This is a genomic window from Pseudooceanicola nanhaiensis DSM 18065 (genome assembly GCF_000688295.1).
In the GTDB taxonomy this organism is placed as follows: Bacteria; Pseudomonadota; Alphaproteobacteria; order Rhodobacterales; family Rhodobacteraceae; genus Pseudooceanicola; species Pseudooceanicola nanhaiensis.
Genome location: NZ_JHZF01000011.1, coordinates 313,910 through 338,833, shown reverse-complemented (window position 1 = coordinate 338,833; position 24,924 = coordinate 313,910). Strand labels below are relative to the sequence as shown.

Genomic DNA, 24,924 nt, shown 5'->3' with positions numbered 1-24,924 from the left:
ATGTCCGCCCGCCCCGCCCCGACCGCTGCCACACGCCGCCTGCGCGCCATCGCGCTGGTCTGCGCCGTGCTGGCCGCGGGCCTTGCCGCGGGGCTGCTGGCCGAAGCGGTGATCCTCGACGGGTTCGACACGATGGACCTCGTCCGGAGCAGCCTGATCTTCGTGACGACCGCCTGGCTGGCATGGGGTGCGGCGCTGGCCTTCACCGGCCTGCCCCCCGCGCGGCGCCGCGCGCCGCCCGAGATGGTGCTGCCGCAGCCGCGCAGCGTGATCCTCGTGCCGATCTGCAACGAGGACCCGGTCGAGACCTTCGCCCGGATCGCCGCGATGGACGCCTCGGTGCAGGCCGCGGGGGTGGAGGCCGATTTCGCCATCCTCTCCGACACGCGCGACGCGCTGGCCGCCAAGCGCGAGCGCGACGCCTTCGTGCGCCTGCTGGAGACCACCGGCGGGACGGGCCGCATCTTCTATCGCCGCCGGGAGGACAACCGGGGCCGCAAGGCCGGCAACGTCGAGGAGTTCTTCCGCACTTCGGGCGCGGCCTACGACCTTGCCGTGATCCTCGATGCGGACAGCCTGATGGAAGGCGCCGCGATCCGCACCATGATCGCGAGGATGCAGGCCGACCCCGAGCTCGGGCTGCTCCAGACCCTGCCCCGGATCGTGGCCGCGCGGTCGTTCTTCGGTCGCGCGATGCAGTTCTCGGCCGCCTTCCACGGACCCGTCTTCACCCGCGGGCTGGCCCGGATGCAGGGCGTCACCGGCCCGTTCTGGGGCCACAACGCCATCGTGCGCGTGCGCGCCTTCGCGCAGAGCTGCGCCCTGCCCGAGCTGAAGGGCCGCGCGCCCTTCGGCGGCCACATCCTGAGCCACGATTACGTCGAGGCGGCGCTTCTGGCCCGGAACGGCTGGAAAGTCGAGGTCGACGGCACGATCGAGGGCTCCTACGAGGAAGGCCCGGAAAACGTGCTCGCCTTCGCCAAGCGCGATCGCCGCTGGTGCCAGGGCAACCTGCAGCACGCCCGGCTCCTCTTCGCGCCGGGCCTCGCCCCGTGGAGCCGCTTCGTCTTCCTGCAGGGCATCTTCGCCTACCTCGTCTCGCTGCTCTGGGCGGGCTTCCTCGTCGCCTCCGTCGTGGCGGCGGTCACGATCACCGAGCCCGATTATTTCCCCGACGCCTATCAGCTCTTCCCCGTCTTCCCCGACGACCGGACCCGCGAGCTGACGGCGCTGGCGCTCGGGATCGTGGGGCTCCTGATCCTGCCCAAGTTCGCCATCCTCGCCGAGGCGGCCCTGACCGGACGGGCGCGCGGCTTCGGCGGCGTCTTCGGCGCGCTCGCCTCGGTCGTGACCGAGATCATCCTGACCTCGATCCTCGCCCCGATCATGATGCTCTACCAGAGCCGCGCCGTGCTGCAGGTCCTCGCCGGACAGGACGGCGGCTGGCCTGCCAACGCGCGCGGCGAAGGGCGGCTGACGCTCGGCCAGTCGCTGCGGGCGGGGCTCTGGCTGACGGTAACCGGCGTCGTGACCTTCGGCGCCACGCTCTGGTTCGCGCCCGCGCTCGCGCCGTGGCTGCTGCCCGTGTGCCTGCCGATGATGCTGGCGCCGCTCATCATCGCGGCCAGTTCGCAGCCGACGGGGCTCGCCTTCTTCCGGGTGCCCGAGGAAGGCGCCCGCCCCGAGGTCGTCGCGGCCTACCGTGCCGTGCGCGACCGCTGGACCGCCCCCGCGACCGCCGATCAAGGAGAGGCCCGCGATGTCGCAGCCTGACGCCAAGCTCCTGTCCTTCCCGAAGGGCACCAAGCAGCCGCTCCGGCGGCCGCGCGATCCCCGGATCGACGCCTTCCGCGGGCTGGCGCTGCTGATGATCTTCATCGACCACATGCCGGGCAATCCCTACGAACACGGCACCCTGCGGAACTGGGGCTTCTCGGACGCGGCCGAGGGCTTCTTCGTCATGTCGGGCGTGGCCGCCGGCCTTGCCTATTCGGGCCGCTTCCTGCCCGAGGCGCGGAGCGCGAACGGCTTCTGGCCCGCCGTGGCGCCGGTCTGGAAACGGTCCTGGACGCTCTACCTCGTCCACATCTTCCTGACCTTCTGGGCGGTCGCGATCTTCGCCGGTGGCGCCGATTTCTTCGGCATGCCGCAGCTCTTCCGGCCGCACAACCTGGCCGGGGTCTTCGAGAACCCCGAAGAGGTGCTTTTCGGCGTCGTGACCCTCGGGCACCAGATCGGCTACGTGAACATCCTGCCGACCTATTCCGTGCTGCTGATCTTCGCACCCGCAGCCATCCTGATCGGCCTCTGGCGCCCGATGGTGCTGGCCGCGATCGCGGTCGGCATCTGGTTCGCGGCCGGCGTCGCGCGGGTGAACATCATCAACTTCCCCGGCAACGGCGAATGGTTCTTCAACCCGCTCTCGTGGCAGCTGGTCTTCGTGCTCGGCCTGCTGATCGGCCTGCGGCTGCGGCTGAACGAACGCCTCGTGCCGGTCTCGCGGCCGCTCTTCGCGCTGGCGGCCGGCTGGCTGCTCTTCGTGCTGGCCTGGCGGCTGGTGCCTGCGGTCGGCGATTTCATGAACCACCAGATGTGGCGCATGGGTGAGGCCGGGGCCCCGCGCCTCTTCGTGACGCACAACAAGACCTATCTCAGCCTGCCCCGCCTGCTGCACGTCGCGGCGCTGGTCTACGTGCTCTCCTGCCTGCCCTCGGTCACGCGGGCCTGCGGTTCGGCATGGGCCGCACCGCTCCGCCTGCTCGGACGGCAGGGGCTCCTGGTGTTCTCGGTCGCGACGCTGCTGGCGCTCGTCGGCCAGGTGCTGATGGACGGCTACCCGACCTCGGCTGCCGTCGTCTGGCTCTACCCGCTCCTCGGCGCCGCGCTGATGCTGCTCGCCGCGTGGCTGGCGGATGACCAGCGCCGGCGGGCGCGCAGGGCGCAGCGCGAGGCCGCAGCGATCGAGGGCGCCGCCACGCGGCGCAGTGCCGCCAGCGCCTGACCTTTGACGGAAGGGGTGCGGCACCCTAAGTTGTGTATCCCGCAACGGAGGAACCCGACATGGCCGGAGGCTGGTCCCGCGATGGCGCGGTGAGCGAACAGATCGAGGCATCCATCGCCGAGGAGCTCGAGCGCATGAAGGCGCGCCGCAGCCCCATGGGCGAGAGCCGGACCCATTGCGCGGAATGCGAGGAGGAGATCCCCGAGGCGCGCCGCACGGCGATCCCGGGCGTGAAGCTCTGCATCGACTGCCAGCAGGAACGCGACGGCCGCCCGGTCTCCCGCGCGGGGTTCAACCGGCGCGGATCGAAGGACAGCCAGCTGAAGTAGGGCGCGACGGCACGGGCCCGGCCTGCCGCGCGCTGCGCATCAGGCCGAGGCGAGCTCTGCCGCCCATGGCGGGTTGGCCCCGTCCCGCGAGACGGTGATCGCGGCGACGGCGTTGGCCTGGGCAAGTGCCGCCTCTACCGCCTCCGGGCCGATCCCGGCGATCCCCGGCTTGCTCAGCAGCCCCCGGGCGTCCAGCGCGGCCAGGAACCCGGCGTTGAAGCTGTCCCCGGCCCCGACCGTGTCGGCCACCTCGACCGCGCGGGCCGCGACGGAGACCGCCCCACCCCCGGAGAGATAGGCCGTCGCCCCTGCCGCGCCTTCCGTCACCACGGTTACGTGCGGCCCCGGCAGCGACCGGAGCTTCTCGGCCACCGTCGCCGCCCCGGGCACCAGCCAGTCGAGGTCCTCGTCCGAGACCTTCATGAGGTCCGCCTGCCCGATCATCGCGCCGAGCCGCGCGCGATACCGCGCCTCGTCGGTCACGAAGCCCGGCCGGATGTTCGGGTCGATCATCACCACCCGCCGCGCCGCCTCGCGCGAGAGGAGCGCGGCATAGGCCTCGGCCCCCGGTTCGACGACGAGGCTGATGCCGCCGAAGAAAAGCGTGCCGACGTCCTCCGGCAGCTCGGGCAGGTCGTCGGCCGAGATCATCCGCCCGGCGGAGTTCTCGTCATAGAAGGTGTAGCGCGCCTTGCCTTCGGTCAGCTGCACGAAGGCCAGCGTGGTCAGCCGGTCCGAACGGATCACGAGCTCCGTCTCGACGCCCGAGGCGGCAAGCTCCGCCTCGAGCATCGCGCCGAACATGTCCCGCGACAGCCCGGTCAGCATCCCGGCCCGCGCGCCCAGCCGTCCGAGGGCGATGGCGGTGTTGAAGACCGCCCCGCCGGTGTGCGGGACATAACCGCCCCCGCCCGGGATCATGTCGATCAGGGCCTCGCCGCAGCAGAGGATGCGCCCTTGGCTCATGGCTCAGCCGTTCAGGTAGGCGTGCAGGGTCTGTTCCATGCCGTCGGCATAGATCATGCGAAGCCACTTGGCGAAGGGTTTCGCGAAGGCCGCCTGCTCCCCGAGGTCGCCGTAGAACTGGCGCATCCCGAGCCAGGCCTCGGGGCGTTCCTTGGCCGCGGCCGCGACGCCGGTCAGCATCTCCCAATGCGGGTCGTTGGGCTCCACCGTCGAGCCGTCCTCGCGGATGCCGAGGCAGTAGCGCGCCCAGGTCGCGGAGACGAGCGCCAGCCCCTCCACCGGCGCGCCCTTCGCCAGCCCGTCGCGGATCGAGGGCACGATGAAGCCCGGGTGGCGGCTGGACCCGTCGAAGGCGACGCGCCGGGTGGTGTCGGCGATCTCGGGATTGGCGAAGCGCGTGTCGATCAGGTCGAGATACGCCGCGGCGCTGTAGCCCGGCACCGGCGCCACATGGGGCACGATCTCTTCGCTCTCGACCTTGCGGAAGAGCCCGTGGATCAGCGGATGCGCCATCGCCGCGGCGATGGTGGCGACGGACATGACCTCTCCCGGGTCGGCGATCACCTGGTGGCCGCCGTTCAGGATGCGGATCTTCATCGTCTCGAAATCGTGCACCCGGTCCGAGAAGGTCGCCCCCGCCCGGTCCCAGTCGGGGCGGCCGGCGCAGAAATCGTCCTCGATCACCCATTGGCGGAAATTCTCGTGGGTGACCGGGGCCGTGTCCTCGATCCCGAACTCGCGCACCAGGGCCAGCTCGTTCGGCCCCGTGGCGGGCACGATGCAATCGACCATGGAATTGGGAAAGCTGCATTCGGCTTCGATCCAGTCCGCGAGACCCGGGTCCGAGAGCCGCGCGAGCGATACCAGGGTCTGCCGCAGGACCCCGCCGTTGCCCTGCAGGTTGTCGCAGCTCTGGCAGGTGAAGGGCCCCGCCCCGCTCGCGCGCCGCCGCTTCAGCGCCGCGATCATCGCGCCGAAGGCCGTGCGCGGCGTGTCGGGATGGGCCGCGTCATGGACCATGTCCGGATGGTCCGCCGCGAACCCCTTGGTGGCCGCGTCGATGTAATACCCGCCCTCCGTCACGGTGAGCGAGACGATGCGGATCGCGGGATCGGCCATCCGGGCGATGAGCGGGCCGTGGCCCTCCTCGACCGGGACGTAGTCGATCATCGCGCCCACCACCTCGGCGGACTTGCCCGAGGGGTCGAGCTCGATCAGCGTGGTCAGGCAGTCCTGCGCCATCAGCTTCGCGCGCAGGCCGGCGTCGTAGGGCCGGACCCCGGCCCCGACGATGGCCCAGTCCTGCGCCGTGCCCGCCTGCATCAGCCGGTGGAGATACCACGCCTGGTGCGCGCGGTGGAAATTGCCCAGGCCGATGTGGACGATGCCGGGGCGCAGCGCGGCGCGGTCATAGACCGGGGCCGCCACCCGGCCCGGCAGGTTCGAGAGGTTTGCGTCCGAAAGCTTCATCCTCAGCTCATCCAGTTCCCGCCGTCGACGTTGTAGGTCTGGGCGACGATGTACCGGGCCTCGTCCGAGGCGAGGAACACCGCCATGCCCGTCAGGTCGGCCGCCGTGCCCATCCGCCCGTAGGGCACCGCCGCGCCCACCTCGGCCTTCTTCTGGCCGGGCGCCTTGCCCTCGTATCTGGCAAAGAGCGCATCGACCCCGTCCCAGTGCGCGCCGTCGACCACCCCCGGCGCGATGGCGTTCACGTTGATCCCGTGGCGGATGAGGTTCAGCCCGGCCGATTGCGTGAGGCTGATCACCGCGGCCTTCGAGGCGCAGTAGACCGCGACCAGCGGCTCGCCGCGGCGACCGGCCTGGCTTGCCATGTTGATGATCGCGCCCTGCGTGCCGGTCTCGATCATGTGGCGCGCGACGGCCTGCATGGTGAAGAGCACGCCCGCCACGTTCACCGCGAAGACGCGGTCGTAATCGGCGCGCTCGATCTCGGCCAGCGGCGCCGCGGTGAAGAGCGCCGCGTTGTTCACGAGGATGTCGATGCCGCCCATCCGGGCCGCGGCCTCGGCGACGCCCGCCTCGATGCTCTCCTGCCGGCTCACGTCCATGCCGATCGCGATGGCGCCCTCGCCCATGTCCACGGCGGCCGCCTCGGCCCGGCCGAGGTCGATGTCGGCCACCGCCACCTGCGCGCCCTCGGCGAGGTAGGCGCGGGCGAAGGCCTCGCCGATCCCCCGGGCCGCGCCGGTGATCAGGGCGCGTCTTCCCTGGAGCCGTTTCATGCGATCCGCAGCCCCGCGGCGTCGAAGCGGTGGATCTTGTCCGGCTCGGGGGTGAGGAAGACACTGTCCCCGTGCCGCACGTCGAACTCGCCATCCACCCGGACCGTCATCACCTCGGCAAGTCCCGTGTCATGCACATGCAGGAAAGTGTCCGAGCCGAGGTGCTCCGACACGACGACCCGGCCCTGCCAGGTCCCTTCCGTGGTCGAGGCCGCGATATGTTCGGGCCGGATCCCGATGGTATGGGCGTCGTGCTTCGCGGCCTCGGGGCCCGAGAAGAGGTTCATCTTCGGACTGCCGATGAAGCCCGCCACGAAGACGTTCTTCGGCGTCCGGTAGAGCTCCAGCGGCGATCCCACTTGTTCGATCCGCCCGGCCTGGAGCACGACGATCTTGTCGGCCATGGTCATCGCCTCGACCTGGTCGTGGGTGACGTAGATCATCGTGGTCTTGAGCCGCGCGTGCAGTTCGGAGATCTCCAGCCGCATCCCCACCCGGAGCGCCGCGTCGAGGTTCGAGAGCGGTTCGTCAAACAGGAAGGCCGAGGGCTCGCGCACGATCGACCGCCCGATCGCCACCCGCTGCCGCTGCCCGCCCGAAAGCTGCCCGGGCCGCCGGTCGAGGTAGTCGGTCAGGTTCAGGACCCGCGCCGCCTCCTCGACCTTGCGGTCCTGCTCGGCCTTGTCGAGCCCCGCCATCCTGAGCGGAAAGGCGATGTTCTTGCGCACCGTCATGTGCGGGTAGAGCGCGTAGGACTGGAACACCATCGCGAGGCGCCGTTTGGCGGGCGGCAGATGCGTCGCGGGCTCCCGGTCGATCCGGATCTCGCCGCCCGAGACGTCCTCGAGCCCCGCGATCAGCCTGAGCAGCGTGGATTTCCCGCAGCCCGAGGGACCGACGAAGACGACGAATTCCCCGTCGTCGATGGTCAGGTCCAGCGGCGGGATGACCTCCACCTCGCCGAAGCTCTTCGACACCTTGTCGAGCGTGATGCGTCCCATGGTCCTGTCCTTATTTCACGGCGCCGAAGGTGAGCCCGCGGACGAGCTGTTTCTGGCTGAACCAGCCCATGATGAGGATCGGGGCGATCGCCATCGTGCTGGCCGCCGAGAGCTTGGCGTAGAAGAGCCCCTCGGGGCTGGAATAGCTCGCGATGAAGGCGGTGAGCGGCGCGGCCTTGGCGGCCGTCAGGTTCAGCGTCCAGAAGCTCTCGTTCCAGGCGAGGATGATGTTGAGAAGCAGCGTCGAGGCGATGCCGGGCACGGCCATCGGCAAGAGGACATAGAGCACCTCCTCCTTCAGCGACGCCCCGTCCATGCGGGCGGCTTCGAGGATGTCGCGGGGGATCTCCTTGAAATAGGTGTAGAGCATCCAGATCATGATCGGCAGGTTGATCAGCATCAGGATGACGACCAGCGCGATCTTCGTGTCGAGCAGGCCGAGGGACTGGCAGATCAGGTAGATCGGCAGCAGCACCCCCACGGGCGGCAGCATCTTGGTCGACAGCATCCACATCAGCACGTCCTTCGTTCGCCTGCCCGGCACGAAGGCCATGGCCCAGGCGGAGGGGACCGCGATCACCAGCCCGATGACCGTGGAGCCCAGCGAGATCACCACCGAGTTCCAGAAGTGCCGGAAGTAGTCCGAACGCTCCTGCACCACCGCATAGCTCTCCATCGTCCAGGGGGCGGAGAGCACCGCGAGCGGCGTCTTGATCGCGTCGCCTTCCGTCTTGAACGACAGGATCACGATCCAGAGGATCGGGAAGAAGACGAGCACCCCCACGATCCACGCCGCCAGAGTGTTGAACGCCTTCCGGCGCGGGGTCACCGCACGGGCCATCAGACCGCCCTCCCTGCACCGGGTCCGCCGGCACGGCCCTGGATGGGACGCGCCGCGCCCCGCTTCATCTTTCCGGAAATACTCCCGCCGGAGGCACGCGCCGCCCCGCGGCGCGTCACGACGGTTCCGCCAGCGTCACGCATCGAGGTTCCTCCCGATCATCCGCATCAGGAAGATCGCCACGATATTGGCGAGGATGATGGCGATCACGCCGCCCGCGCTGCCGGTGCCCACGTCGAAGCTCAGCAGGCTCTCCTTGTAGATGAGGTAGGTGAGGTTGGTCGACGCCGTCCCCGGGCCACCGTTGGTGGTCACGAAGATCTCGGCGAAGACCGACAGAAGGAAGATCGTCTGGATCAGGATCACCACCGTCACCGCCCGCGCGAGATGCGGCACCACGATGTGGTAGAAGCGCGCGAACGCCCCCGCCCCGTCCATCTCCGCGGCCTCGAGCTGCTCGCTGTCGAGCGATTGCAGCGCGGTCAGCAGGATCAGCGTCGCGAAGGGCAGCCATTGCCAGCTCACGATCCCGATGATCGAGGCCAGCGGCGCCTGCGCGAGGAAATCGTAGGGCTGCACCCCGATGGTCTTGGCCAGATGCCCGAACAGCCCGTTCACCGGATCGAAGAACATGTTCTTCCACACCAGCGCCGAAACGGTGGGCATGACGAAGAACGGCGCGATCACCATGATGCGGACGATGCCCTGCCCCCAGATCGGCAGATCCAGGAGCAGGGCGAGGAGGACCCCTCCAACCACGGTGATCAGCAGCACGCCGCCAACCAGCAGCAGGGTGTTCACGATGGCATCGGTGAATGCGGGATCCGATACGAAATACTGGTAGTTCTCGAGCCCGACGAAGGGATGCGCCCCGGGCATCAGCAGGTTGTAGCGCAGGAGCGAGAACCAGACCGTCATCGCCAGCGGCACCACCATCCAGCACAGCAGGAGGAGCACCGAGGGAGAGATCATCGCGCGTGCCGCGGATCGGGATGCCTTCGTGGACATGGGAAGCGGGCCTCGAGAAAGGGTCCGGCACGGGCTCCCCGCAAGGGAAGTCGGAGCGCGCCGTGCCGGAGGAAGACCCGGGGCCGCAGGAGGGGCGGCCCCGGGGAAGGCGCGTCAGCTCACTTGATGTAGCCGGCGCGCTTCATCTCGCGCTCGGTCAGGGCCTGGGCCCGCGACAGCGCCTCTTCGGCCGAGACCTGCCCGGCCAGCGCCGCCGAGAACTGCTGCCCGACCGCCGTGCCGATGGCCTGGAACTCGGGGATCGCGACGAACTGGACGCCGGTGTAGGGCACCGGATCGACCGTCGGGTTGGTCGGGTCGGCCGCGTTGATCGACTCGAGCGTCATCTGCGCGAAGGGCACCTTCTGGTATTCCGGGTTCTCGTAGAGCGAGGTCCGCGTGCCCGGCGGCACATTGGCCCAGCCTTCGGTCTCGGCCACGAGCTCCGTATATTCCTTCGAGGTCGCCCATTCGACGAACTTCTTGGCCGAGGCCTCCGCGTCGGTCCCCGCGGGCACCGCCAGCGACCAGGCCCAGAGCCAGTTGCCCCGCTTGCCCAGCCCCTTGTCGGGCGCCAGCGCGAAGCCGACATCCTCGGCCACGGTGGAATCCGTCGGGTTGGTCACGAAGGAGGCGGCGACGGTGGCGTCGATCCACATCCCGCACTTGCCCTGCTGGAACAGCGCGAGGTTCTCGTTGAACCCGTTGGACGAGGCACCCGGCGGCCCGTATTCGTTCATCAGTTCGAGGTAATCGGTCAGCGCCGCCTTCCAGGCCTCGCCGTCGAACTGCGGATTCCATTCCTCGTCGAACCAGCGCGCGCCGTAGGAGTTCGCCATCGCCGACAGGAAGGCCATGTTCTCGCCCCAGCCGGCCTTGCCGCGCAGGCAGATGCCGTATTGCTCGGCCTCCTTGTCGGTCATCGCCGCCGCGGCTTCCTTGATGAAATCCCAGCTTGGCGCGTCGGGCATCTCGAGCCCGGCTTCCTCCATCAGGTCCTTGCGGTACATGACCATCGAGCTCTCGCCGTAGAACGGCACGGCATAGAGGCTGCCGTCGACCGTCAGGCCGCCGCGGATGGCGGGCAGCAGGTCGTCCACGTCGTAGCTTTCGGGCAGGTCGTCGAGCGGCACCAGCCAGCCCTGCTTGCCCCAGATCGGAACCTCGTAGGTGCCGATCGTCATCACGTCGAACTGGCCGCCGCTGGTGGCCACGTCCTGCGTCACGCGCTGGCGCAGCACGTTCTCTTCCAGCGTGACCCATTCCAGCTCGATGTCCGGGTTCGCCTCGGTGAAGGCGTCGGCCAGCTTCTGCATCCGGATCATGTCGCCGTTGTTGACGGTGGCGATGGTGATCGTCTCGGCGCCCGCCGCCGTGGCGAGTGCGGCGGTGGCGCACGCTCCCATCAGGGCGCGAAATTTCGGTGTCATCAGGTCTCCTCCCGTGCGCGGGCATTTGCCCATCTTACGAGCATATGCTCGATTTACTTCACGGCAAAGTCAAGCCCCCGGTCCTGCGGGTGCAGCATGGCGCCGTCGCGCCGGCTCAGGCCTTGTCCAGAAGAGCCTGCGCGGTGATCTCGTCGGTGATGAGCTGGTTGAAGAGCCCCCCGGCCAGCGCGCCACGCAGCGCCGTGAGCTTGGTCGGACCGGCCGCGATGCAGCAGACCGGGTTGTGCGAGACGGTCGGACGCACCCCCATGATTCGCTCGTTCACGGGGTGGTCGAGGTAGCGCCCGGACGCGTCGAAGACATGCCCCGCCATCTCGCCCGCCGCCCCCGCCGCACGCAGGCTCGCCAGTTCCTCGGCGGTGATGAAGCCGTCGACATAGAGCGGCGCGTCGTCGGCGATCTGGCCGAGGCCCACGAAGGCGACATCGGCCGCGATCGCCAGCTCGCGCGAGGCCTTCACATGCGGCATCGAGAGATAGAGCGCGTATTCCTCGCGCGTCCGCGCCACGACCGGGATCGCCAGCGGATATTGCGGCGCGTTCATCTTCTCGGCCAGCCGGACGATGACCTCGTAGGCCGTGGCCGAGCCGTCGGGCGCGACGTTGCCATTGAGCGCGACCAGCTTGTGATGCGCGCCGTCGAGCTTCTCGACATGCTCGATCACCGCACGGAGCGTCCGCCCGGTGCCGACCGCGATGGTCTGCGGTGCCTCGGCGCGGAAGACGCGCTCCAGCACCGGCGCGGCGAAGCTCGCGAGCCCCTCCAGCACATCGGCCGAGCCGCCGGCACGGGGCGAGACCCAGGCGCCGTCCAGTCCGAACCGCGCCTTGAGCGCGCGCTCCAGCTCGAGACAGGTGGCGATCGGGTGGGCGATGCGCACCCGCACCAGCCCCTCGGCCGTGGCCCGCGCCACCAGCCGCTGCGCGCGCTGGCGCGAGATGCCGAGCTCCTGCGCGATCTGGTCCTGCGTCAGCCCGCCCACGAAGGACATCCAGGCCGCCCGCGCCGCGAAATCGCGGGGCGAGACGTCGCGGTCGTCATCCTTCCGTCCGGCCATGTCAGGCGGTCTCCGTTCTCAAGTGGGGACAAAGGTTGAAGAATTCGTCGAAAGACGCAAGCGCCGCGTCCGGCACGGCCATCGGATCGGCCCGCAGGTCGAGCCCGCGCAGGTGGCTGCCGCCGGTGAAATGCCAGACCGTCATCCCGGCGGCGAGGCCGGCGCGGATGCCCGCGAAACTGTCCTCGATCACGAGGCAGCGGACGGGGGCCGCGCCGAATGTCTCGGCCGCGTGCAGGAAGAGGTCCGGCGCGGGCTTGCCGCGCTTCACCTCGGAGGCCGTCACCGCCCGCCCCTCGAACCGCGGCGCAAGCCCGGTGCGCTTCAGCGAGAAGGCCAGCCGTCCCGGGCTGGAACTGGTCGCAAGGCAGAACGGCACGGCGAGGCGGTCGAGCACCGCCTCCACCCCGGCCATCACCGCGAGATCCCGGTCGAAGGCCGCAAGCAGGCGGGCGCGGTAATCGGCTTCGAACCCGTCCGGCAGGTCGATGCCGAAATCGGCGCGGATCTGGGTCAGCACCACCGGATAGCTCCGCCCGAGGAAATGCCGGGCCACATAGGCGAGATCCACCTCGACGCCGTGGCCCTTCAGTTCCTCGACCAGCATCCGGGCCGAGATCACCTCGCTGTCGATCAGCACGCCGTCGCAGTCGAAGATGACAAGATCGTATGGCAGCATCAGACGCTCCTCCGTTCCGGGGCAGCTATCCCGTCCGGTGCCGCGAAAACAACCGTCTCGTTGCGCGACAGGGCCTGTTCCGGGCTCCGGGGCTTGCCGGGGCGCAGGGGATCGGCTGAACTCGGCGCCGCGGTTCGGGGTGGAAAAGGCAGGCAGGTCATGACTTTGCGGAACAGACGGCAGGGCGCGCGAGCCCCGGCGGGGCAGAGGTGAGCGGCCCCCGTGTCATCCGGCAGGCCCGGATCGCCGACGGGGCCGATCCGGTCGATCTGCTGGTGGCCGAGGGGCGCATCGCCGCGATCGCGCCGCGGATCGACAGCGACGCGCCCGCGCTCGAGGCCCGGGGCGGACGGCTGATCCGCGGCTTCGCGGACAGCCACCTGCACCTCGACAAGGCCTGCCTGCTCGAACGCGCCGCCAATCCCGCGGGCACGCTGCAGGGCGCCATCGCCGCGGTCAGCGCCGCGAAGCGCGACTTCACCAAGGCCGATGTCTATGCCCGCGGCGCCCACGTGCTGGAGAAGGCGATCGCGCAGGGCACCAACCTGATCCGCACCCAGGTCGAGATCGACCCCATCGTGGGCCTTGCCGGGTTCCACGCGGTCCGGCAGCTCAAGGCGGATTTCGCCTGGGCGCTCGAGCTGCAGATCTGCGTCTTCCCGCAGGAAGGCCTGCTGAACCTCCCCGGGACCGAGGCGCTCCTCCGCGACGCGCTGAACGACGGCGCCGATCTGCTGGGCGGCTGTCCCTACACCGACCGCGATCCCATCGGCCATATCGCGCGTGTCTTCGACATGGCGCGGGAGTTCGGCGTGGACCTCGACCTGCATCTCGACTTCGACCTCGACACCAGCTGGCGCCACCTCGACGCGGTGATCCGCCAGACGGACGCGCATGGCATGGGCGGGCGGGTCACGGTCGGCCATGTGACGAAGCTGTCGATGCTGCCGCCCGAGCCGCTGGCCCGGACCATTACGGCGATGCGGGACGCGGGCGTCGCGCTGACCGTGCTGCCCGCGACCGACCTCTTCATGACCGGCCGGGACCGCGATCACGCGGTGCCGCGCGGGGTGGCGCCCGCGCATCTCTTCGACCGCGCGGGGGTCTGCTGCACGGTGGCGACCAACAACGTGCTGAACCCCTTCACGCCCTACGGCGACCTGTCGCTGCCGCGGATGGCGAACCTGTTCGCCAACGTGGCGCAACTGGGCGCGGCCGAGGACCTGTCCCGGAGTTTCCGGATGGTGACCGAGGCGCCGCGCCGCCTGCTCGGCCGGGACCCCGTGATCGCCCCGGGCACGGTGGCCGACCTCGTCCTGCTGCCCTCCGAGAGCGACGCGATGGCGGTGGCCGAGATCGCCCGCCCGCTCTGGGGGATGAAGGCCGGGCGGCTCAGCTTCGAACGCCCCGCAGAGCGGCTTTTCCCCCCGGGCCAGTAGCTTGAAGCGGAAAGCTCAAGCGCTAGGTCGCGCAGGACGGTGCCCGCCGCCGCCCGTCGCGCTGGACAGAGGCGGGACCGGGGCGCACCATCCCCGCAGGGCCGTCCGCCGGCCCGTCCCCAGAGGTCCAGACCCGGAGCCCGCCCCCATGTTCCTATCACGTCTCACCGCCCTCGCCCTCTTCGCCCTCGCGCCCACGCTGGTCTCGGCCGAGGCCGTCACCGGCACGGCCACCTACCGCGAGAGGATCCTGCCGCCGCCCGGCGCGGTGTTTCTCGCGGTGATCCAGGATGTGTCCTCGACCGGCGGCAAGGCCGTCGACATCGGGCAGGACGAGCAGCCCGATCCCGAAGGTCCGCCGTTCCGCTTCTCGATCGAATACGACCCCGCGGCCATCGACCCGACGCACCGCTACGTGGTCCGAACGACGCTGCGGGACGCCGGGGGCGCGCTGCTCTTCACCTCGGACACCGTCACCCCGGTCATCACCGGCGGCGCGCCCACGACGGTCGAGATGCAGATGGTCGCCGTCGCGCAGCCGGCGGGGGCCGCGGGCGCCCCGGTGCCGCCCGCCGCGCAGGAGGCGCAGCGCGACGTCCGCGGGCTGACGCTGCCCGCGACCTACACCGGCACCCTGCCCTGCGCCGATTGCGAGGGGATCTCGCATCACCTCGACCTCTGGCCGGACCACGGCTTCCACCTGCGCCGCCAGTGGCTCGGCCGGGACGCCACCGCCGAGGCGAGCGAGATCCGGCGCGACGCGATCGGGCTCTGGGCGGCGACGCCCGGCAGCAACGTGATCACGCTCCACGGCTCGGACGAGCCGCCGCTGCAGTTCGAGGCGACCGACGCCACCACGCTGCGCCAGCTCGACCAGGAGGGCGCGCATATCGAATCGGACCTGCCCTACGACCTGACCACCGACGGCACGCTGGACGAGACCGATATCGAGCACCTGCTGATGAGCGGGATGATGGTCTACATGGCCGACGCGGCAAGCTTCACCGATTGCATCACCGGGCAGGACTACCCGATCGCGATGGAGGAGGATTACCCCGCGCTCGAGGAAGCCTACCTTGCCCAGGGAACCGGCGACGGCGCGCCGCTCTATGTCGAGACGGTGGGCAGCCTTCTGCTGCGCCCCGCGATGGAGGGGCCCGACAAGCGCAGCCTCGTGGCCGAGAACTTCATCCGCACCCGCCCCGGCCTGACCTGCGAGCGGCAGCGCGCGGACAGCCAGCTGGTGAACACCTACTGGCGCTTCGACCTGTTGCGGGGCGAGACGGTCGAGGCCGTGGACGACGCGCGCGAGCCCTACATGGTGCTCAACGACAGTTCCGAGCCGCGCTACGTCGCCACCGCGGGCTGCAACCGGATCACCGGCGTCTTCGCCGCCAGCGGCGAACACCTGAACTTCCAGCCCGGCGCGACCACGCGGATGGCCTGCCCGCCGCCTCTGGACGCGATGGAGACGACATTGACCGACACGCTCGCGGCGGTCGCGCAGCACCAGATCCGCGGCGAGACGATGGTGCTCTACGACGACGTGGGGATGGAGATCGCGGTGCTCAGCGCCGTCCATCTGCGCTGACGGCGAAGCCCGCGGCACAGAAGGCGACAAGGTGATCGACCTGCCCCGGCGTGGCCCTGCCCGCGCCGGGGTTTTCCGTCCCCTCCGCGCCGAGCGCGCCGATCCGGCCCTGCGAGGTCAGCAGCGACAGCATGGCCGAGACCGAGAAGACGAAGGCCTGCGCCCGCGTCCTCCGGGTCAGGTCGGGGGCCAGCTCCGCGAGCTCGGACAGGAAGAGCGCGGCCGTCGGGTCGAAGCATTCCGCCGCGATGCCGCGCCAGCGGTCGTCGGCCGACACGAGCGCGACGAGACGGGCGTAATCGCTCCAGCGCGGCTCGTCCTCCGCCAGCGCGAAGAAGGGCCGCATGAAGGCGTCGAGCACCCGTTCGAGCGTCAGCGGACCGGAGGCCCGCGCCGCCTCGAGCGCGTCCCGCCGGGCCTGTGACAGCTCGACCGAGCGCCGCGCAACGGCCTGGTGGAAGAGCAGTTCCTTCCCGCCCCCGTGGTGATGCACCGAGCCGACGGGCTCCCCGGCGTCGGCCGCGATGTCGCGAATCGTCGCGCCGTCGAATCCCCGCGCCGCGAATATCCGTTCGGCCGCGTCCAGCACCCGCTCACGGGTCGCCAGCGCCCGTTTCGAGGGCGCCCTTTGTCGTTTCCGGTCAAAGGGATGTTCCGTCTGCATCAAATCAGCTTGCCTTATATTGAACAAATGTTCAAGTTTAGCCGCAGGGGGAGGACAATGTGATGAGTGATACGCGTGACAAGTACGCCTTGGTCGGCGCCGGCCCGATGGGTCTGGCGGCGGCCAAGGTCCTCTCCGAGCAGGGGGTCCCCTTCCAGGGGTTCGAGATGCACTCGGATGTCGGTGGCCTCTGGGACATCGACGGCCCCCGCTCGACGATGTACGACAGCGCCCACCTGATCTCGTCCAAGCGGATGACGGAATTCGCCGACTTCCCGATGCGGGACGAGGTGGCGGACTACCCCTCGCACCGTGAGCTGAAGCGCTACTTCCGCGACTTCGCCGCGCATTTCGACCTCTACCGCCATTACCGCTTCAACGCCGAGGTGCTGCGCTGCGTCCCGCTCGGCGGCTCGGGCGACGGCTGGGAGGTCACGTGGCGCGACGCCGAAGGTGAGCATACCCGGGCTTTCGCCGGGCTGATGATCGCCAACGGCACGCTCTCCACCCCGAACCTGCCGCGCTTCGCCGGAGACTTCGCGGGCGAGATCCTGCATTCCGCCGATTACCGCTCGCCCCGCCAGTTCGACGGCAAGCGCGTGCTGGTGGTGGGCGCGGGCAATTCCGGCTGCGACATCGCGGTCGACGCGATCCACCACGGCAGCCTCTGCGACCTCTCGATGCGGCGGGGCTATTACTTCGTGCCGAAATACGTCTTCGGCAAACCGGCCGACACCTTGGGCGGGGCGATCAGGCTGCCGATGCCGATCAAGCGGGTGATCGACGGGGCGATCCTGAAATGGTTCGTGGGCGACCCGCAGAAATACGGCTTCCCGAAACCCGATTACAAGCTCTACGAAAGCCACCCGGTGGTGAATTCCCTCGTGCTCTACCACGCAGGCCACGGCGACATCCGGATCCGGCCCGACATCGACCGGCTCGACGGGCACACGGTGCATTTCAGGGACGGCACGCAGGCCGAATACGACCTGATCCTCGCCGCCACGGGCTACAAGCTGGACTATCCGTTCATCGAAAAAGCGCTGCTGAACTGGCAGGGCGACGCGCCGCATCTCTACCTGAACGCGATGCATCCGGAGCGCGACGACCTCTTCGTGCTGGGCATGGTCGAGGCCTCGGGCCTCGGCTGGCAGGGCCGGCACGAACAGGCCGAGATGGTGGTGCGCTACATCACGGGTCTCGCGGCAGGCAGCGACGCTGCAGCGCGGCTCAGGGCCGAAAAGGCGGCGGGCTTCGACCGGGCCACGGGGGGCATGACCTATCTCGAGCTTCCCCGGATGGCCTATTACGTCGACAAGGCCACCTACCGGAAGGCCGTCGGCCGCTGGATCGCGGCGCTCCGGGGGGCGCGGGCATGATCGACGGGGCGGTCCTCAATTTCTCCCCCGCCTCGTTGATGCTTCTGAACGCGATCCTTGCCGTGGTGATGTTCTCCATCGCCATCGACCTGCGCCCGCGCGACTTCCAGGTCCTGCTGAGGGGGCCGAAACCGGTGATCGCGGGGCTGGTGGCGCAGTTCCTCGTGCTGCCCGCGCTGACCTTCCTGATGGTGCTGATCGTGCAGCCGCAGGCCTCCATCGCGCTCGGCCTGATCCTGGTGGCGGCCTGCCCGGGCGGCAACATCTCGAACTTCATCACCTACCGTGCGGGCGGCAACGCGGCGCTCTCGGTGTCGCTCACCGCCTTCGCGACCGTGGGGGCGATCGTGCTCACACCCGTCAACATCGCCTTCTGGGGCAGCCTCTACGCGCCGTCCCGCGCGATCCTCGAACAGACGCAGATCGACCCGGTGCAGGTGGCGATCACCCTGGGGCTGATGCTGATCCTGCCGCTGGTGCTGGGCGTGGCGCTCAACAGCTGGCGCCCGCTGGTGGCGGCCCGGCTGCGCCAGCCGCTGCAATGGCTCTCGATGGGGATCTTCGCGCTCTTCATCGTGCTGGCGCTGGCCGCCAACTGGGCGCAGTTCCTGGCCTATGCGGGCGGCATCGCGGCGCTGGTGATCGCGCACAACGCGCTGGCCCTCGGCGGCGGCTACGCGACCGCCACGCTCTTCGGGCTGACACCCTACGACCGCCGCTCGGTGACCATCGAGACGGGGATCCAGAATTCCGGCCTCGGGCTGGTTCTGATCTTCGGCTTCTTCGGGGGCCTGGGCGGGATGGCGGTGATCGCCGCGGCCTGGGGCATCTGGCACGCGGTCTCGGGCATCGCCCTGGCCGCGGTGATGAACCGGACGGAGGCCGCGCGATGACGAGGATCCTCATCACCGGCGCGGCCGGCATGGTCGGCCGCGCGCTGGTGGCCGAGATGCAGGGCACCGACATCGTCGCGACCGACCTTGCCCGCGGCCCCCTGCCCGACATCGTGCGCTTCCGCACCGTGGACGTGACCGGCAAGGACCCCGCCCGCGTGATCGGGGCGGAGGCGCCCGAGGTCGTGGTCCACCTCGCCTCGATCGTCACCCCGCCCCCGGGGATGGCGCGGGAGGCGGCCTTCGCGGTCGACGTGACCGGCACGCGCAACGTGCTCGAGGCCTGCCTGAAGCACGGCGTCCGGCGGCTGGTCGTCACGAGCTCGGGCGCGGCCTACGGCTATCACGCCGACAACCCCGTGCCGCTGCGCGAGAGCGATCCCTGCCGCGGCAATCCCGAGTTCGCCTATGCCGATCACAAGCGGCAGGTCGAGGAGATGCTGGCTGAGGCCCGGGCCGAGCACCCCGGGCTGGAGCAGGTCGTCCTGCGCGTCGGCACCGTGCTGGGCGCGGGCACCGAGAACCAGATCACCGCACTCTTCCACCGCAAGGCGCTGCTGGCGGTGCGGGGCGCGGAGAGCCCCTTCGTCTTCATCTGGACGAAGGACCTCGCGCGGATCCTGCGACGCGCGGCAACCGACGGACCGCCGGGGATCTACAACGTGGCCGGATCCGGCACGCTCTCGGTCGAGGAGATCGCCGTCCGGCTGGGCAAGCCTGTCCGCCGGGTTCCGCCCTGGGCGCTGAAGGCGGCGCTCGGGCTGGCGCGGCCGCTCGGGCTGTCGCGCTACGGGCCGGAACAGGTGCGCTTCCTGCAATACCGCCCCGTGCTTGCGAACGATGCGCTGATCGAGGTCTTCGGCTATACGCCCGAGCTGACCACGGAACAGGTGTTCGCACTCTGGCAGAGGGAGGCCGGACTGTGAAGACGGCGGTCATCTCGGGCGGCAACGGCGGGCTCGGGCGCGCCCTGACGGCCGGGCTGCAGGCGCAGGGCTGGCACGTGGTGGCGCTCGACATCGCCACGGAGGGCCTGGAGGCCGGTGCGGCGCTCACCCCGGTGCGGGTCGATCTCACCGACGGTCCCGCCCTCGCCCGCGCCTGCACCGGCATCGTGGCGGCGCGGCCGAGCATCGACCTGGTGGTCTACAATGCCGGCGTCTCGCAGATCGGGCCGTTCGAGCGCGCCTCGGAGGAGAGCCACCGGAAGGTCTTCGAGATCAACTACTTCGCCGCGGTGAACATGGCACGGGGGTTCCTCGCGCCGCTGCGGCAGAGCCGCGGGACGCACCTCGCGATCTCGTCGGTGGCAGGCTTCGCGCCTCTGGTCAACCGCACGGCCTATGCCGGGTCGAAACACGCGATGGAGGGCTTCTTCGGCTCGCTCCGGGCGGAGGAGGCGGCGCACGGGGTGGCCGTGCGCATCGCCGCGCCAAGCTTCGTGGCGACGAATATCGGCCAGGCTGGGCGCGATGCCGACGGGATCATCCGGCCGGGAGCCGCGGCGGACGGGGTGGATTACATGACGCCAGCGGAGGCGGCGGAGGTGATCCTCCGCGGCCTCGCGCGGCGGCGGGACTTCATCCCGGTCGGCCGGGTCGCGCGGCTGGCATACCTGGTGAACCGGGCCTCGCCCGCGCTCTACCAGCGGCTGATGCGGCGGAAGATCTCCGGCGAGGGGTAAGGCTCAAGCCCGGCCGACACCGCCGCAGCGTCGCGCAGGGCTCGCCCCGCCGCCCTCACCGGCTCCCCCGCCGGAACGGCTGCATCAGCGCCTGTGGCACCCGCGCCCGCCGCGACATGATCACCAGCGCCACGATCGACAGCACATAGGGCATCATCAGGAACAGCTGATACGGCACGGCCTTGCCGAGCGAGGTCTGCAACCGCAGCTGATAGGCGTCGAAGAACGCGAAGAGCAGCGCGCCGAGCAACGCCCTGCCCGGCCGCCAGGTGGAGAAGACGACGAGGGCGATGCAGACCCAGCCCCGCCCCTGCACCATCGTCGGGAAGAAGGAGTTGAAGGCCGACATCGTCAGGAACGCCCCCCCGACCGCCATCAGGGCCGAGCCGCAGATCACCGCCCCGTAGCGCAGCGCGATCGGATCGAGCCCCTGCGCCTCGGCCGCGTGCGGGTTCTCTCCCGTCATCCGGAGCGCCAGCCCGAGCGGTGTGCGCGCCAGCACCCAGGCCAGCACCAGCACCGCGCCGATCGCCAGCCATGTCGGCGCCGTCTGGGCCGCGAGGACCGGGCCGATGCCGGGGATCCCCGCGAGCCCGGGGAAGGCCGGGCCGAAGGGCTCGATGGTCGGTGGCGTGCCCTGCACGGGCACCACCAGCCGGAAGAGGTAGTAGCTGAAGGACGAGGCGAAAAGCGTGATCCCCAGCCCCGTCACGTGCTGCGAGAGCCCGAGGCTCACCGTCAGCACCGCGTGCAGCGCCCCGAAGAGCCCGCCGCAGATGGCCGCGACCGCGAGCCCCGTCCACAGATCCGCCCCGTTGAAGACCGCGAGCCAGCCCGCCATCGCGCCGAAGGTCATGATCCCCTCGATCCCGAGGTTCAGCACGCCGACCCTCTCGCAGAGCAGCGCCCCCAGGGTCCCGAAGATCAAGGGCGTCGCGATGCGCAGCACCGAGGCCCAGAGCCCCGCGGTGAAGAGGATCTCCCACATGCTCATCGCCGGATCCTCCACTGGCTGAAGAAGATCGCCACCAGCATCGCCAGCAGCGAGAGCGAGACGGTCACGTCCGCGATGTAGCTCGGCACCTCGAGCGCGCGGGACATGCCGTCGGTGCCGACGAAGACCGCCGCCACGAAAAGCGCCGCCGCGACGACGCCGAGCGCGTTCAGCCCCGCGAGCATCGCGACGACGATCCCGGAATAGCCGAAGCCCGGCGAGAGGTCGGTGGTGAGATACCCCCGCACCCCCATCACCTCGATCGCGCCCGCCAGCCCCGCGAGCCCGCCCGAAAGGCAGGCCACCCGGATCAGCGTCCCGGTCAGCGGCACGCCTGCGAAGGTCGCGGCCTCGGCGCTGGCCCCGGCCGCCCGGGCGCGGAGCCCGAAGGTCGAGAAACGGTCGATCACCCAGACCGCCACCGCGCAGGCCAGTGCCACGAAGAGGCCGGCGTGGAGCCTTGTCTTCGGCACCAGCTTGTCGAGCCTCGCCTCGGCGGGCAACGGCACCGACTTGGGCCAGCCGAAGGCCATCGGGTCCTTGAGGAAGCCCTCGACCGCCAGCGAGACGAAGAGGAGCACGATGAAGTTCAGAAGCAGCGTGGTCACCACCTCGTCCACCCCGCTCTTCACCCGCATCAGAACCGGGATCACCAGCAGGATCACCCCCGCGAGCGCCCCCATGAGCATCAGCGCCGGGATCATCACCACGCCCGGCAGGTCGAGCCATTGCGCGCAGGCCACCGCCGCGAAGGCGCCGAGGTAGAATTGCCCCTCCGCCCCGATGTTCCAGACCCTTGCCCGGAAGGCCACCGCAGCCGCGAGCCCCGTCAGGATCAGGGGCGTCGTCCGGGTCAGCGTCTCGGTGAAGGCCAGCCGCGTGCCGAAGGCCGAGGTGACGATGGTGCCGTAGGCCTCGAAGACCGGCGCACCGGAGAGCGCGATCAGCAGCCCCGAGAGCACCAGCGCCGCCGCCACGGCGATCAGCGGCGCCCCGAGGGTCAGCCAGAGGGGCGGCTTCGCGCGCCGTTCAAACTGCATCGAGCCCCTCCCATTCGCCCGCCATCATCAGCCCGAGCCGCTGCGCGTCGAGCCCCTCGGTCGCCACCGGGGGCGAGAGCCGCCCCTGCACGATCGCCCGCACCCGGTCGCTGAGCGCGAGGGCCTCGTCGAGGTCTTCGGTGATCAGCACGACGGCGCATCCCTTCGACCGCGCGTCGAGAATATCCGCCTGTACGGCGGCAATGGCCCCCTCGTCGAGGCCCCGCGTCGGCTGGGCGGCGATGAGCACCCGGGGGGCGGCGATGAGGTTCCGGCCGAAGATCAGCTTCTGCATGTTGCCGCCCGAAAGGAGCCGGGTCTGGGTCTCAGGCCCGCCACCGCGGACGTCGAAACGCCCGATCACCTCGGCGCAGAAGGCCTTCGCGGCGGCGGCCTTCACGAAGCCTGCGCGCGCGAAGCGCGCCTCGTGGAGCCGTTCCAGCACCGCATTCTGCCAAAGGGGGAAATCGCCGACGGCGCCTTCCGTGTTCCGGTCCTCCGGGATGCGGCCGACACCGCGCGAGATCAGCTCGGAGGGGCTCAGCCCCCCGGCCTCCGCGCCGTCCAGCGTCAGCCGGCCGCGCGTCGGCCGTGCCAGCCCGGACAACAGCCGCGCGAGCGCCGTCTGCCCGTTGCCGGAGACGCCGATGATCCCCAGCACCTCGCCCTCGTGCAGCGTGAAGCCCACCCCGTCGAGCCGCTTCACCCCGCCCTCCTCGACGTCGATCCCCTCGGCCACGACCACCGGCGCGCCCATCTCGCGCGACTCGCGTATGGGGCGTTCGACGCGGCGGCCGACCATCAGCTCGGCCAGCTCCTCCTTGGAGGTTTCGGAGGTCAGCCGTTCGGCGGCGACCCTGCCGCCGCGCAGGATCACCACGCGGTCGGCGGCGGCCATCACCTCGCCCAGCTTGTGCGAGATGAAGATGATCGAAAGCCCCTCCCGGGCCATGCCCCGGAGCGTTTCGAAGAGCTTCTCCGCCTCGGGCCGGGTCAGCACGCCCGAGGGTTCATCGAGGATCAGGATCCGCGCCTCGTTGTAGAGCGCCTTCAGGATCTCGACCCTCTGCCGCTCGCCCACCGAGAGGTCGGAGACCATCGCGTCGGGGTCCGCCGTGAGCCCGAACCGCTCGGACAGGGCGGCCAGCCGCGCGCGGCCCGTCGCGCGGGACGAGCGGGCGCGCCAGAGGCTCTCGGTGCCGCACATGACGTTCTCGAGAACCGAGAGGTTCGGCGCGAGGGTGAAATGCTGGTGGACCATGCCGACCCCCGCCGCGATGGCATGGCGCGGGCGGCCGAGAGGAAGGTCCTTTCCCTCGACCGTCACGCTGCCCGTGTCGGGGGTGTAATGGCCGAAGAGGATGTTCATGAGGGTCGTCTTGCCCGCGCCGTTCTCGCCAAGGAGCGCGAGGACCTCGCCGCGCGCGAGGCTGATCGAGATGTCGTCATTGGCGACGGTCTCGCCGAAGCGCTTCGAGATGTGATCGAGGGAAAGGACGGGTGACTTCATCGCAGAGGCCGCAGGCTGGTGGCGTTGCGCGCGGAACAGAGGCCGGCACCCGTCCGCGGGGGGGCGCGAAAGCGCCCGCCCGGGGGGGCGGACGGGCGCCGGCCGGGCCGCTGCGCGTCCCAGCCAAAACCCAGGAGAAGCGACGTCCTCACAACCACTTACGTCGGCTCGTTGAAGTCGATCGGCACCTCGAGCTCGCCCGCCTTGATCGCGGCGCGGGCCTCTTCCATCGGGCCGATGGCCTCCGTCGGCACCATGTCCTCGGAATAGACGATGTCGTTCCCGCCTTCCTTCATCAGGCAGTAGGGCGTGTAGTTCCGCCCCGTCGGCTCACCCGCCGCCTTGTCGGCCAGCGCCGCGTCAAGAAGCGGGCGGAAGTACCACATCGCGTTGGCGAAAACGGTCTCGGGGTAGCGCGGGGTGTAGTCGATCAGCGAGCCGATCGCCTTGATCCCACGCTCCTTCGCGGCGTCCGCCGTGCCGATCCGCTCACCGAAGAGGATGTCCGCCCCGGCGTCGATCTGCGCGAGCCCGGCTTCGCGGGCCTTGGGCGGGTCGAAGAAGGTGCCGATGAAGCCGATCAGGTGCTCGGCATCGGGGCGCACCGCATCAACACCGGCGCGGAACCCGTTGATCAGCATATTGACTTCCGGGATCGGAATCGCGCCGACGGCGCCGAACTTGCCGGTCTCGGACATCCGCCCCGCGAGCATCCCGGCGAGGTAGGCCGCCTCGTGGTTCCAGGTCCCGAAGGTGCCGAAGTTCTCGCCCGAGGGCTCCCCGGAGGAGCCCATCAGGAAACCCACCTCGGGGTAATCGGCGGCGGCCTCGCGGGCCTCGGCCTCGACCGGGTAGACCTCGCCCACGATCAGGTCGACGCCGCTCTCGGCGTATTCCCGCATCGCGCGGACATAGTCGGTGCCGGCCACGCCCTCGGAGAAGACGTAGTCGATCTTGCCCTCGGCAGCCGCCTCCACCATCGCGCCGTGCAGGCGCGAGTTCCAGGCGTTCTCGACCGGCGAGCCGTGGATGCCCGCGACCTTCGGCACCGCCTGACCGATCACCGGCGGGGCGGCGAGCAGCAGGCCGGTGGCGGCGGTGCCTTGCAGGAACGTCCTGCGCGTGGTGAGCAGTTTTCTTGTCATTTCAAT

The 24,924-nt window shown here is 70.1% G+C and carries 23 protein-coding genes; 9 read left to right on the top strand and 14 right to left on the bottom strand.

Annotated elements, in window-relative coordinates:
- From mdoH to Q344_RS0102555, 3 genes are read left to right on the top strand one after another with little or no spacing between them, the layout of a single operon-like run.
- Positions 1-1,773 (top strand): glucans biosynthesis glucosyltransferase MdoH, encoded by a 1,773-nt coding sequence (gene mdoH, locus Q344_RS22950; RefSeq protein ID WP_051630215.1) that lies wholly within the window; start codon positions 1-3, stop codon positions 1,771-1,773.
- Positions 1,760-3,001: an OpgC family protein gene (locus tag Q344_RS0102560; RefSeq protein WP_028285277.1), complete on the top strand. Its 1,242-nt coding sequence runs from the start codon at positions 1,760-1,762 to the stop codon at positions 2,999-3,001. Before mdoH ends, Q344_RS0102560 begins: the two co-directional genes overlap by 14 nt.
- Positions 3,002-3,060: 59 nt before the next feature.
- Positions 3,061-3,330, top strand: coding sequence for a DksA/TraR family C4-type zinc finger protein (locus Q344_RS0102555; RefSeq protein ID WP_028285276.1), 270 nt, complete (start codon positions 3,061-3,063; stop codon positions 3,328-3,330).
- 39 nt (positions 3,331-3,369) lie between these two features.
- Here the strand turns inward: Q344_RS0102555 and Q344_RS0102550 are convergent, their stop codons facing one another.
- From Q344_RS0102550 to Q344_RS22945, 9 genes are all read right to left on the bottom strand, one after another.
- Entirely contained in the window at positions 3,370-4,296 is a 927-nt protein-coding gene (locus Q344_RS0102550) for a carbohydrate kinase family protein (RefSeq protein ID WP_028285275.1), read from the bottom strand.
- Positions 4,297-4,299: 3 nt separating this feature from the next.
- The gene (locus tag Q344_RS0102545; RefSeq protein ID WP_036538223.1) at positions 4,300-5,766 is read right to left on the bottom strand and encodes a mannitol dehydrogenase family protein; all 1,467 of its coding nucleotides are present in this window, start codon (positions 5,764-5,766) and stop codon (positions 4,300-4,302) included.
- A 2-nt stretch (positions 5,767-5,768) separates the two neighbouring features.
- Positions 5,769-6,542: an L-iditol 2-dehydrogenase gene (locus Q344_RS0102540; protein WP_028285274.1), complete on the bottom strand. Its 774-nt coding sequence runs from the start codon at positions 6,540-6,542 to the stop codon at positions 5,769-5,771.
- Complete coding sequence (locus Q344_RS0102535; RefSeq protein ID WP_028285273.1) at positions 6,539-7,543, bottom strand: ABC transporter ATP-binding protein; 1,005 nt, start codon at positions 7,541-7,543, stop codon at positions 6,539-6,541. Before Q344_RS0102535 ends, Q344_RS0102540 begins: the two co-directional genes overlap by 4 nt.
- A 10-nt stretch (positions 7,544-7,553) precedes the next feature.
- The gene (locus Q344_RS0102530; protein WP_028285272.1) at positions 7,554-8,384 is read right to left on the bottom strand and encodes a carbohydrate ABC transporter permease; all 831 of its coding nucleotides are present in this window, start codon (positions 8,382-8,384) and stop codon (positions 7,554-7,556) included.
- A gap of 135 nt (positions 8,385-8,519) precedes the next feature.
- Complete coding sequence (locus tag Q344_RS0102525) at positions 8,520-9,392, bottom strand: carbohydrate ABC transporter permease (protein ID WP_028285271.1); 873 nt, start codon at positions 9,390-9,392, stop codon at positions 8,520-8,522.
- A 119-nt stretch (positions 9,393-9,511) separates the two neighbouring features.
- Complete coding sequence (locus Q344_RS0102520; protein ID WP_028285270.1) at positions 9,512-10,822, bottom strand: ABC transporter substrate-binding protein; 1,311 nt, start codon at positions 10,820-10,822, stop codon at positions 9,512-9,514.
- A gap of 115 nt (positions 10,823-10,937) precedes the next feature.
- Positions 10,938-11,900, bottom strand: a complete 963-nt coding sequence (locus Q344_RS0102515; RefSeq protein ID WP_028285269.1) for a sugar-binding transcriptional regulator — start codon at positions 11,898-11,900, stop codon at positions 10,938-10,940.
- Between the two features lies 1 nt (position 11,901).
- Positions 11,902-12,579 (bottom strand): HAD family hydrolase, encoded by a 678-nt coding sequence (locus Q344_RS22945; protein WP_036538221.1) that lies wholly within the window; start codon positions 12,577-12,579, stop codon positions 11,902-11,904.
- A 209-nt stretch (positions 12,580-12,788) separates the two neighbouring features.
- Between Q344_RS22945 and Q344_RS0102505 the strand changes: the two genes are divergently transcribed.
- Together Q344_RS0102505 and Q344_RS0102500 are read left to right on the top strand one after the other, a co-directional pair.
- Entirely contained in the window at positions 12,789-14,018 is a 1,230-nt protein-coding gene (locus Q344_RS0102505; RefSeq protein WP_028285268.1) for an amidohydrolase family protein, read from the top strand.
- Positions 14,019-14,166: 148 nt separating this feature from the next.
- Positions 14,167-15,609, top strand: a complete 1,443-nt coding sequence (locus Q344_RS0102500) for a YbaY family lipoprotein (protein ID WP_028285267.1) — start codon at positions 14,167-14,169, stop codon at positions 15,607-15,609.
- On the opposite strand, the gene Q344_RS0102495 is transcribed toward Q344_RS0102500, so the two are convergent.
- Positions 15,587-16,273 carry a TetR/AcrR family transcriptional regulator gene (locus tag Q344_RS0102495; protein ID WP_028285266.1) on the bottom strand — a complete coding sequence of 229 codons (687 nt, stop codon included), beginning with the start codon at positions 16,271-16,273 and terminating at the stop codon, positions 15,587-15,589. The genes Q344_RS0102500 and Q344_RS0102495 overlap by 23 nt on opposite strands.
- A gap of 62 nt (positions 16,274-16,335) precedes the next feature.
- Between Q344_RS0102495 and Q344_RS0102490 the strand changes: the two genes are divergently transcribed.
- From Q344_RS0102490 to Q344_RS0102475, 4 genes are read left to right on the top strand one after another with little or no spacing between them, the layout of a single operon-like run.
- Complete coding sequence (locus Q344_RS0102490; RefSeq protein WP_028285265.1) at positions 16,336-17,652, top strand: flavin-containing monooxygenase; 1,317 nt, start codon at positions 16,336-16,338, stop codon at positions 17,650-17,652.
- Positions 17,649-18,545 (top strand): bile acid:sodium symporter family protein, encoded by an 897-nt coding sequence (locus Q344_RS0102485; protein ID WP_028285264.1) that lies wholly within the window; start codon positions 17,649-17,651, stop codon positions 18,543-18,545. Before Q344_RS0102490 ends, Q344_RS0102485 begins: the two co-directional genes overlap by 4 nt.
- Positions 18,542-19,471 (top strand): SDR family oxidoreductase, encoded by a 930-nt coding sequence (locus Q344_RS0102480; RefSeq protein ID WP_028285263.1) that lies wholly within the window; start codon positions 18,542-18,544, stop codon positions 19,469-19,471. The genes Q344_RS0102485 and Q344_RS0102480 overlap by 4 nt, the downstream gene beginning before the upstream one ends.
- On the top strand, positions 19,468-20,229 hold the full coding sequence (locus Q344_RS0102475) for an SDR family NAD(P)-dependent oxidoreductase (protein ID WP_028285262.1): 762 nt from the start codon (positions 19,468-19,470) through the stop codon (positions 20,227-20,229). The genes Q344_RS0102480 and Q344_RS0102475 overlap by 4 nt, the downstream gene beginning before the upstream one ends.
- 55 nt (positions 20,230-20,284) lie before the next feature.
- On the opposite strand, the gene Q344_RS0102470 is transcribed toward Q344_RS0102475, so the two are convergent.
- The 4 genes from Q344_RS0102470 to Q344_RS0102455 form a co-directional block, all read right to left on the bottom strand.
- The gene (locus Q344_RS0102470) at positions 20,285-21,223 is read right to left on the bottom strand and encodes an ABC transporter permease (protein WP_028285261.1); all 939 of its coding nucleotides are present in this window, start codon (positions 21,221-21,223) and stop codon (positions 20,285-20,287) included.
- Positions 21,220-22,263, bottom strand: coding sequence for an ABC transporter permease (locus Q344_RS0102465; RefSeq protein ID WP_028285260.1), 1,044 nt, complete (start codon positions 22,261-22,263; stop codon positions 21,220-21,222). The genes Q344_RS0102470 and Q344_RS0102465 overlap by 4 nt, the downstream gene beginning before the upstream one ends.
- Positions 22,253-23,773, bottom strand: a complete 1,521-nt coding sequence (locus Q344_RS0102460; RefSeq protein ID WP_028285259.1) for an ABC transporter ATP-binding protein — start codon at positions 23,771-23,773, stop codon at positions 22,253-22,255. The genes Q344_RS0102465 and Q344_RS0102460 overlap by 11 nt, the downstream gene beginning before the upstream one ends.
- Positions 23,774-23,931: 158 nt before the next feature.
- Positions 23,932-24,918 carry a BMP family protein gene (locus Q344_RS0102455; RefSeq protein WP_028285258.1) on the bottom strand — a complete coding sequence of 329 codons (987 nt, stop codon included), beginning with the start codon at positions 24,916-24,918 and terminating at the stop codon, positions 23,932-23,934.
- Between the last annotated feature and the right edge of the window lie 6 nt (positions 24,919-24,924).

Excerpts from the sequence above, each read along its gene's own strand:
- mdoH (WP_051630215.1), top strand. The coding sequence starts at position 1 with ATGTCCGCCCGCCCCGCCCCGACCGCTGCCACACGCCGCCTGCGCGCC.
- Q344_RS0102560 (WP_028285277.1), top strand. The coding sequence starts at position 1,760 with ATGTCGCAGCCTGACGCCAAGCTCCTGTCCTTCCCGAAGGGCACCAAG.
- Q344_RS0102555 (WP_028285276.1), top strand. The coding sequence starts at position 3,061 with ATGGCCGGAGGCTGGTCCCGCGATGGCGCGGTGAGCGAACAGATCGAG.
- Q344_RS0102550 (WP_028285275.1), bottom strand. The coding sequence starts at position 4,296 with ATGAGCCAAGGGCGCATCCTCTGCTGCGGCGAGGCCCTGATCGACATG.
- Q344_RS0102545 (WP_036538223.1), bottom strand. The coding sequence starts at position 5,766 with ATGAAGCTTTCGGACGCAAACCTCTCGAACCTGCCGGGCCGGGTGGCG.
- Q344_RS0102540 (WP_028285274.1), bottom strand. The coding sequence starts at position 6,542 with ATGAAACGGCTCCAGGGAAGACGCGCCCTGATCACCGGCGCGGCCCGG.
- Q344_RS0102535 (WP_028285273.1), bottom strand. The coding sequence starts at position 7,543 with ATGGGACGCATCACGCTCGACAAGGTGTCGAAGAGCTTCGGCGAGGTG.
- Q344_RS0102530 (WP_028285272.1), bottom strand. The coding sequence starts at position 8,384 with ATGGCCCGTGCGGTGACCCCGCGCCGGAAGGCGTTCAACACTCTGGCG.
- Q344_RS0102525 (WP_028285271.1), bottom strand. The coding sequence starts at position 9,392 with ATGTCCACGAAGGCATCCCGATCCGCGGCACGCGCGATGATCTCTCCC.
- Q344_RS0102520 (WP_028285270.1), bottom strand. The coding sequence starts at position 10,822 with ATGACACCGAAATTTCGCGCCCTGATGGGAGCGTGCGCCACCGCCGCA.
- Q344_RS0102515 (WP_028285269.1), bottom strand. The coding sequence starts at position 11,900 with ATGGCCGGACGGAAGGATGACGACCGCGACGTCTCGCCCCGCGATTTC.
- Q344_RS22945 (WP_036538221.1), bottom strand. The coding sequence starts at position 12,579 with ATGCTGCCATACGATCTTGTCATCTTCGACTGCGACGGCGTGCTGATC.
- Q344_RS0102500 (WP_028285267.1), top strand. The coding sequence starts at position 14,167 with ATGTTCCTATCACGTCTCACCGCCCTCGCCCTCTTCGCCCTCGCGCCC.
- Q344_RS0102495 (WP_028285266.1), bottom strand. The coding sequence starts at position 16,273 with ATGCAGACGGAACATCCCTTTGACCGGAAACGACAAAGGGCGCCCTCG.
- Q344_RS0102490 (WP_028285265.1), top strand. The coding sequence starts at position 16,336 with ATGAGTGATACGCGTGACAAGTACGCCTTGGTCGGCGCCGGCCCGATG.
- Q344_RS0102485 (WP_028285264.1), top strand. The coding sequence starts at position 17,649 with ATGATCGACGGGGCGGTCCTCAATTTCTCCCCCGCCTCGTTGATGCTT.
- Q344_RS0102480 (WP_028285263.1), top strand. The coding sequence starts at position 18,542 with ATGACGAGGATCCTCATCACCGGCGCGGCCGGCATGGTCGGCCGCGCG.
- Q344_RS0102470 (WP_028285261.1), bottom strand. The coding sequence starts at position 21,223 with ATGAGCATGTGGGAGATCCTCTTCACCGCGGGGCTCTGGGCCTCGGTG.
- Q344_RS0102465 (WP_028285260.1), bottom strand. The coding sequence starts at position 22,263 with ATGCAGTTTGAACGGCGCGCGAAGCCGCCCCTCTGGCTGACCCTCGGG.
- Q344_RS0102460 (WP_028285259.1), bottom strand. The coding sequence starts at position 23,773 with ATGAAGTCACCCGTCCTTTCCCTCGATCACATCTCGAAGCGCTTCGGC.
- Q344_RS0102455 (WP_028285258.1), bottom strand. The coding sequence starts at position 24,918 with ATGACAAGAAAACTGCTCACCACGCGCAGGACGTTCCTGCAAGGCACC.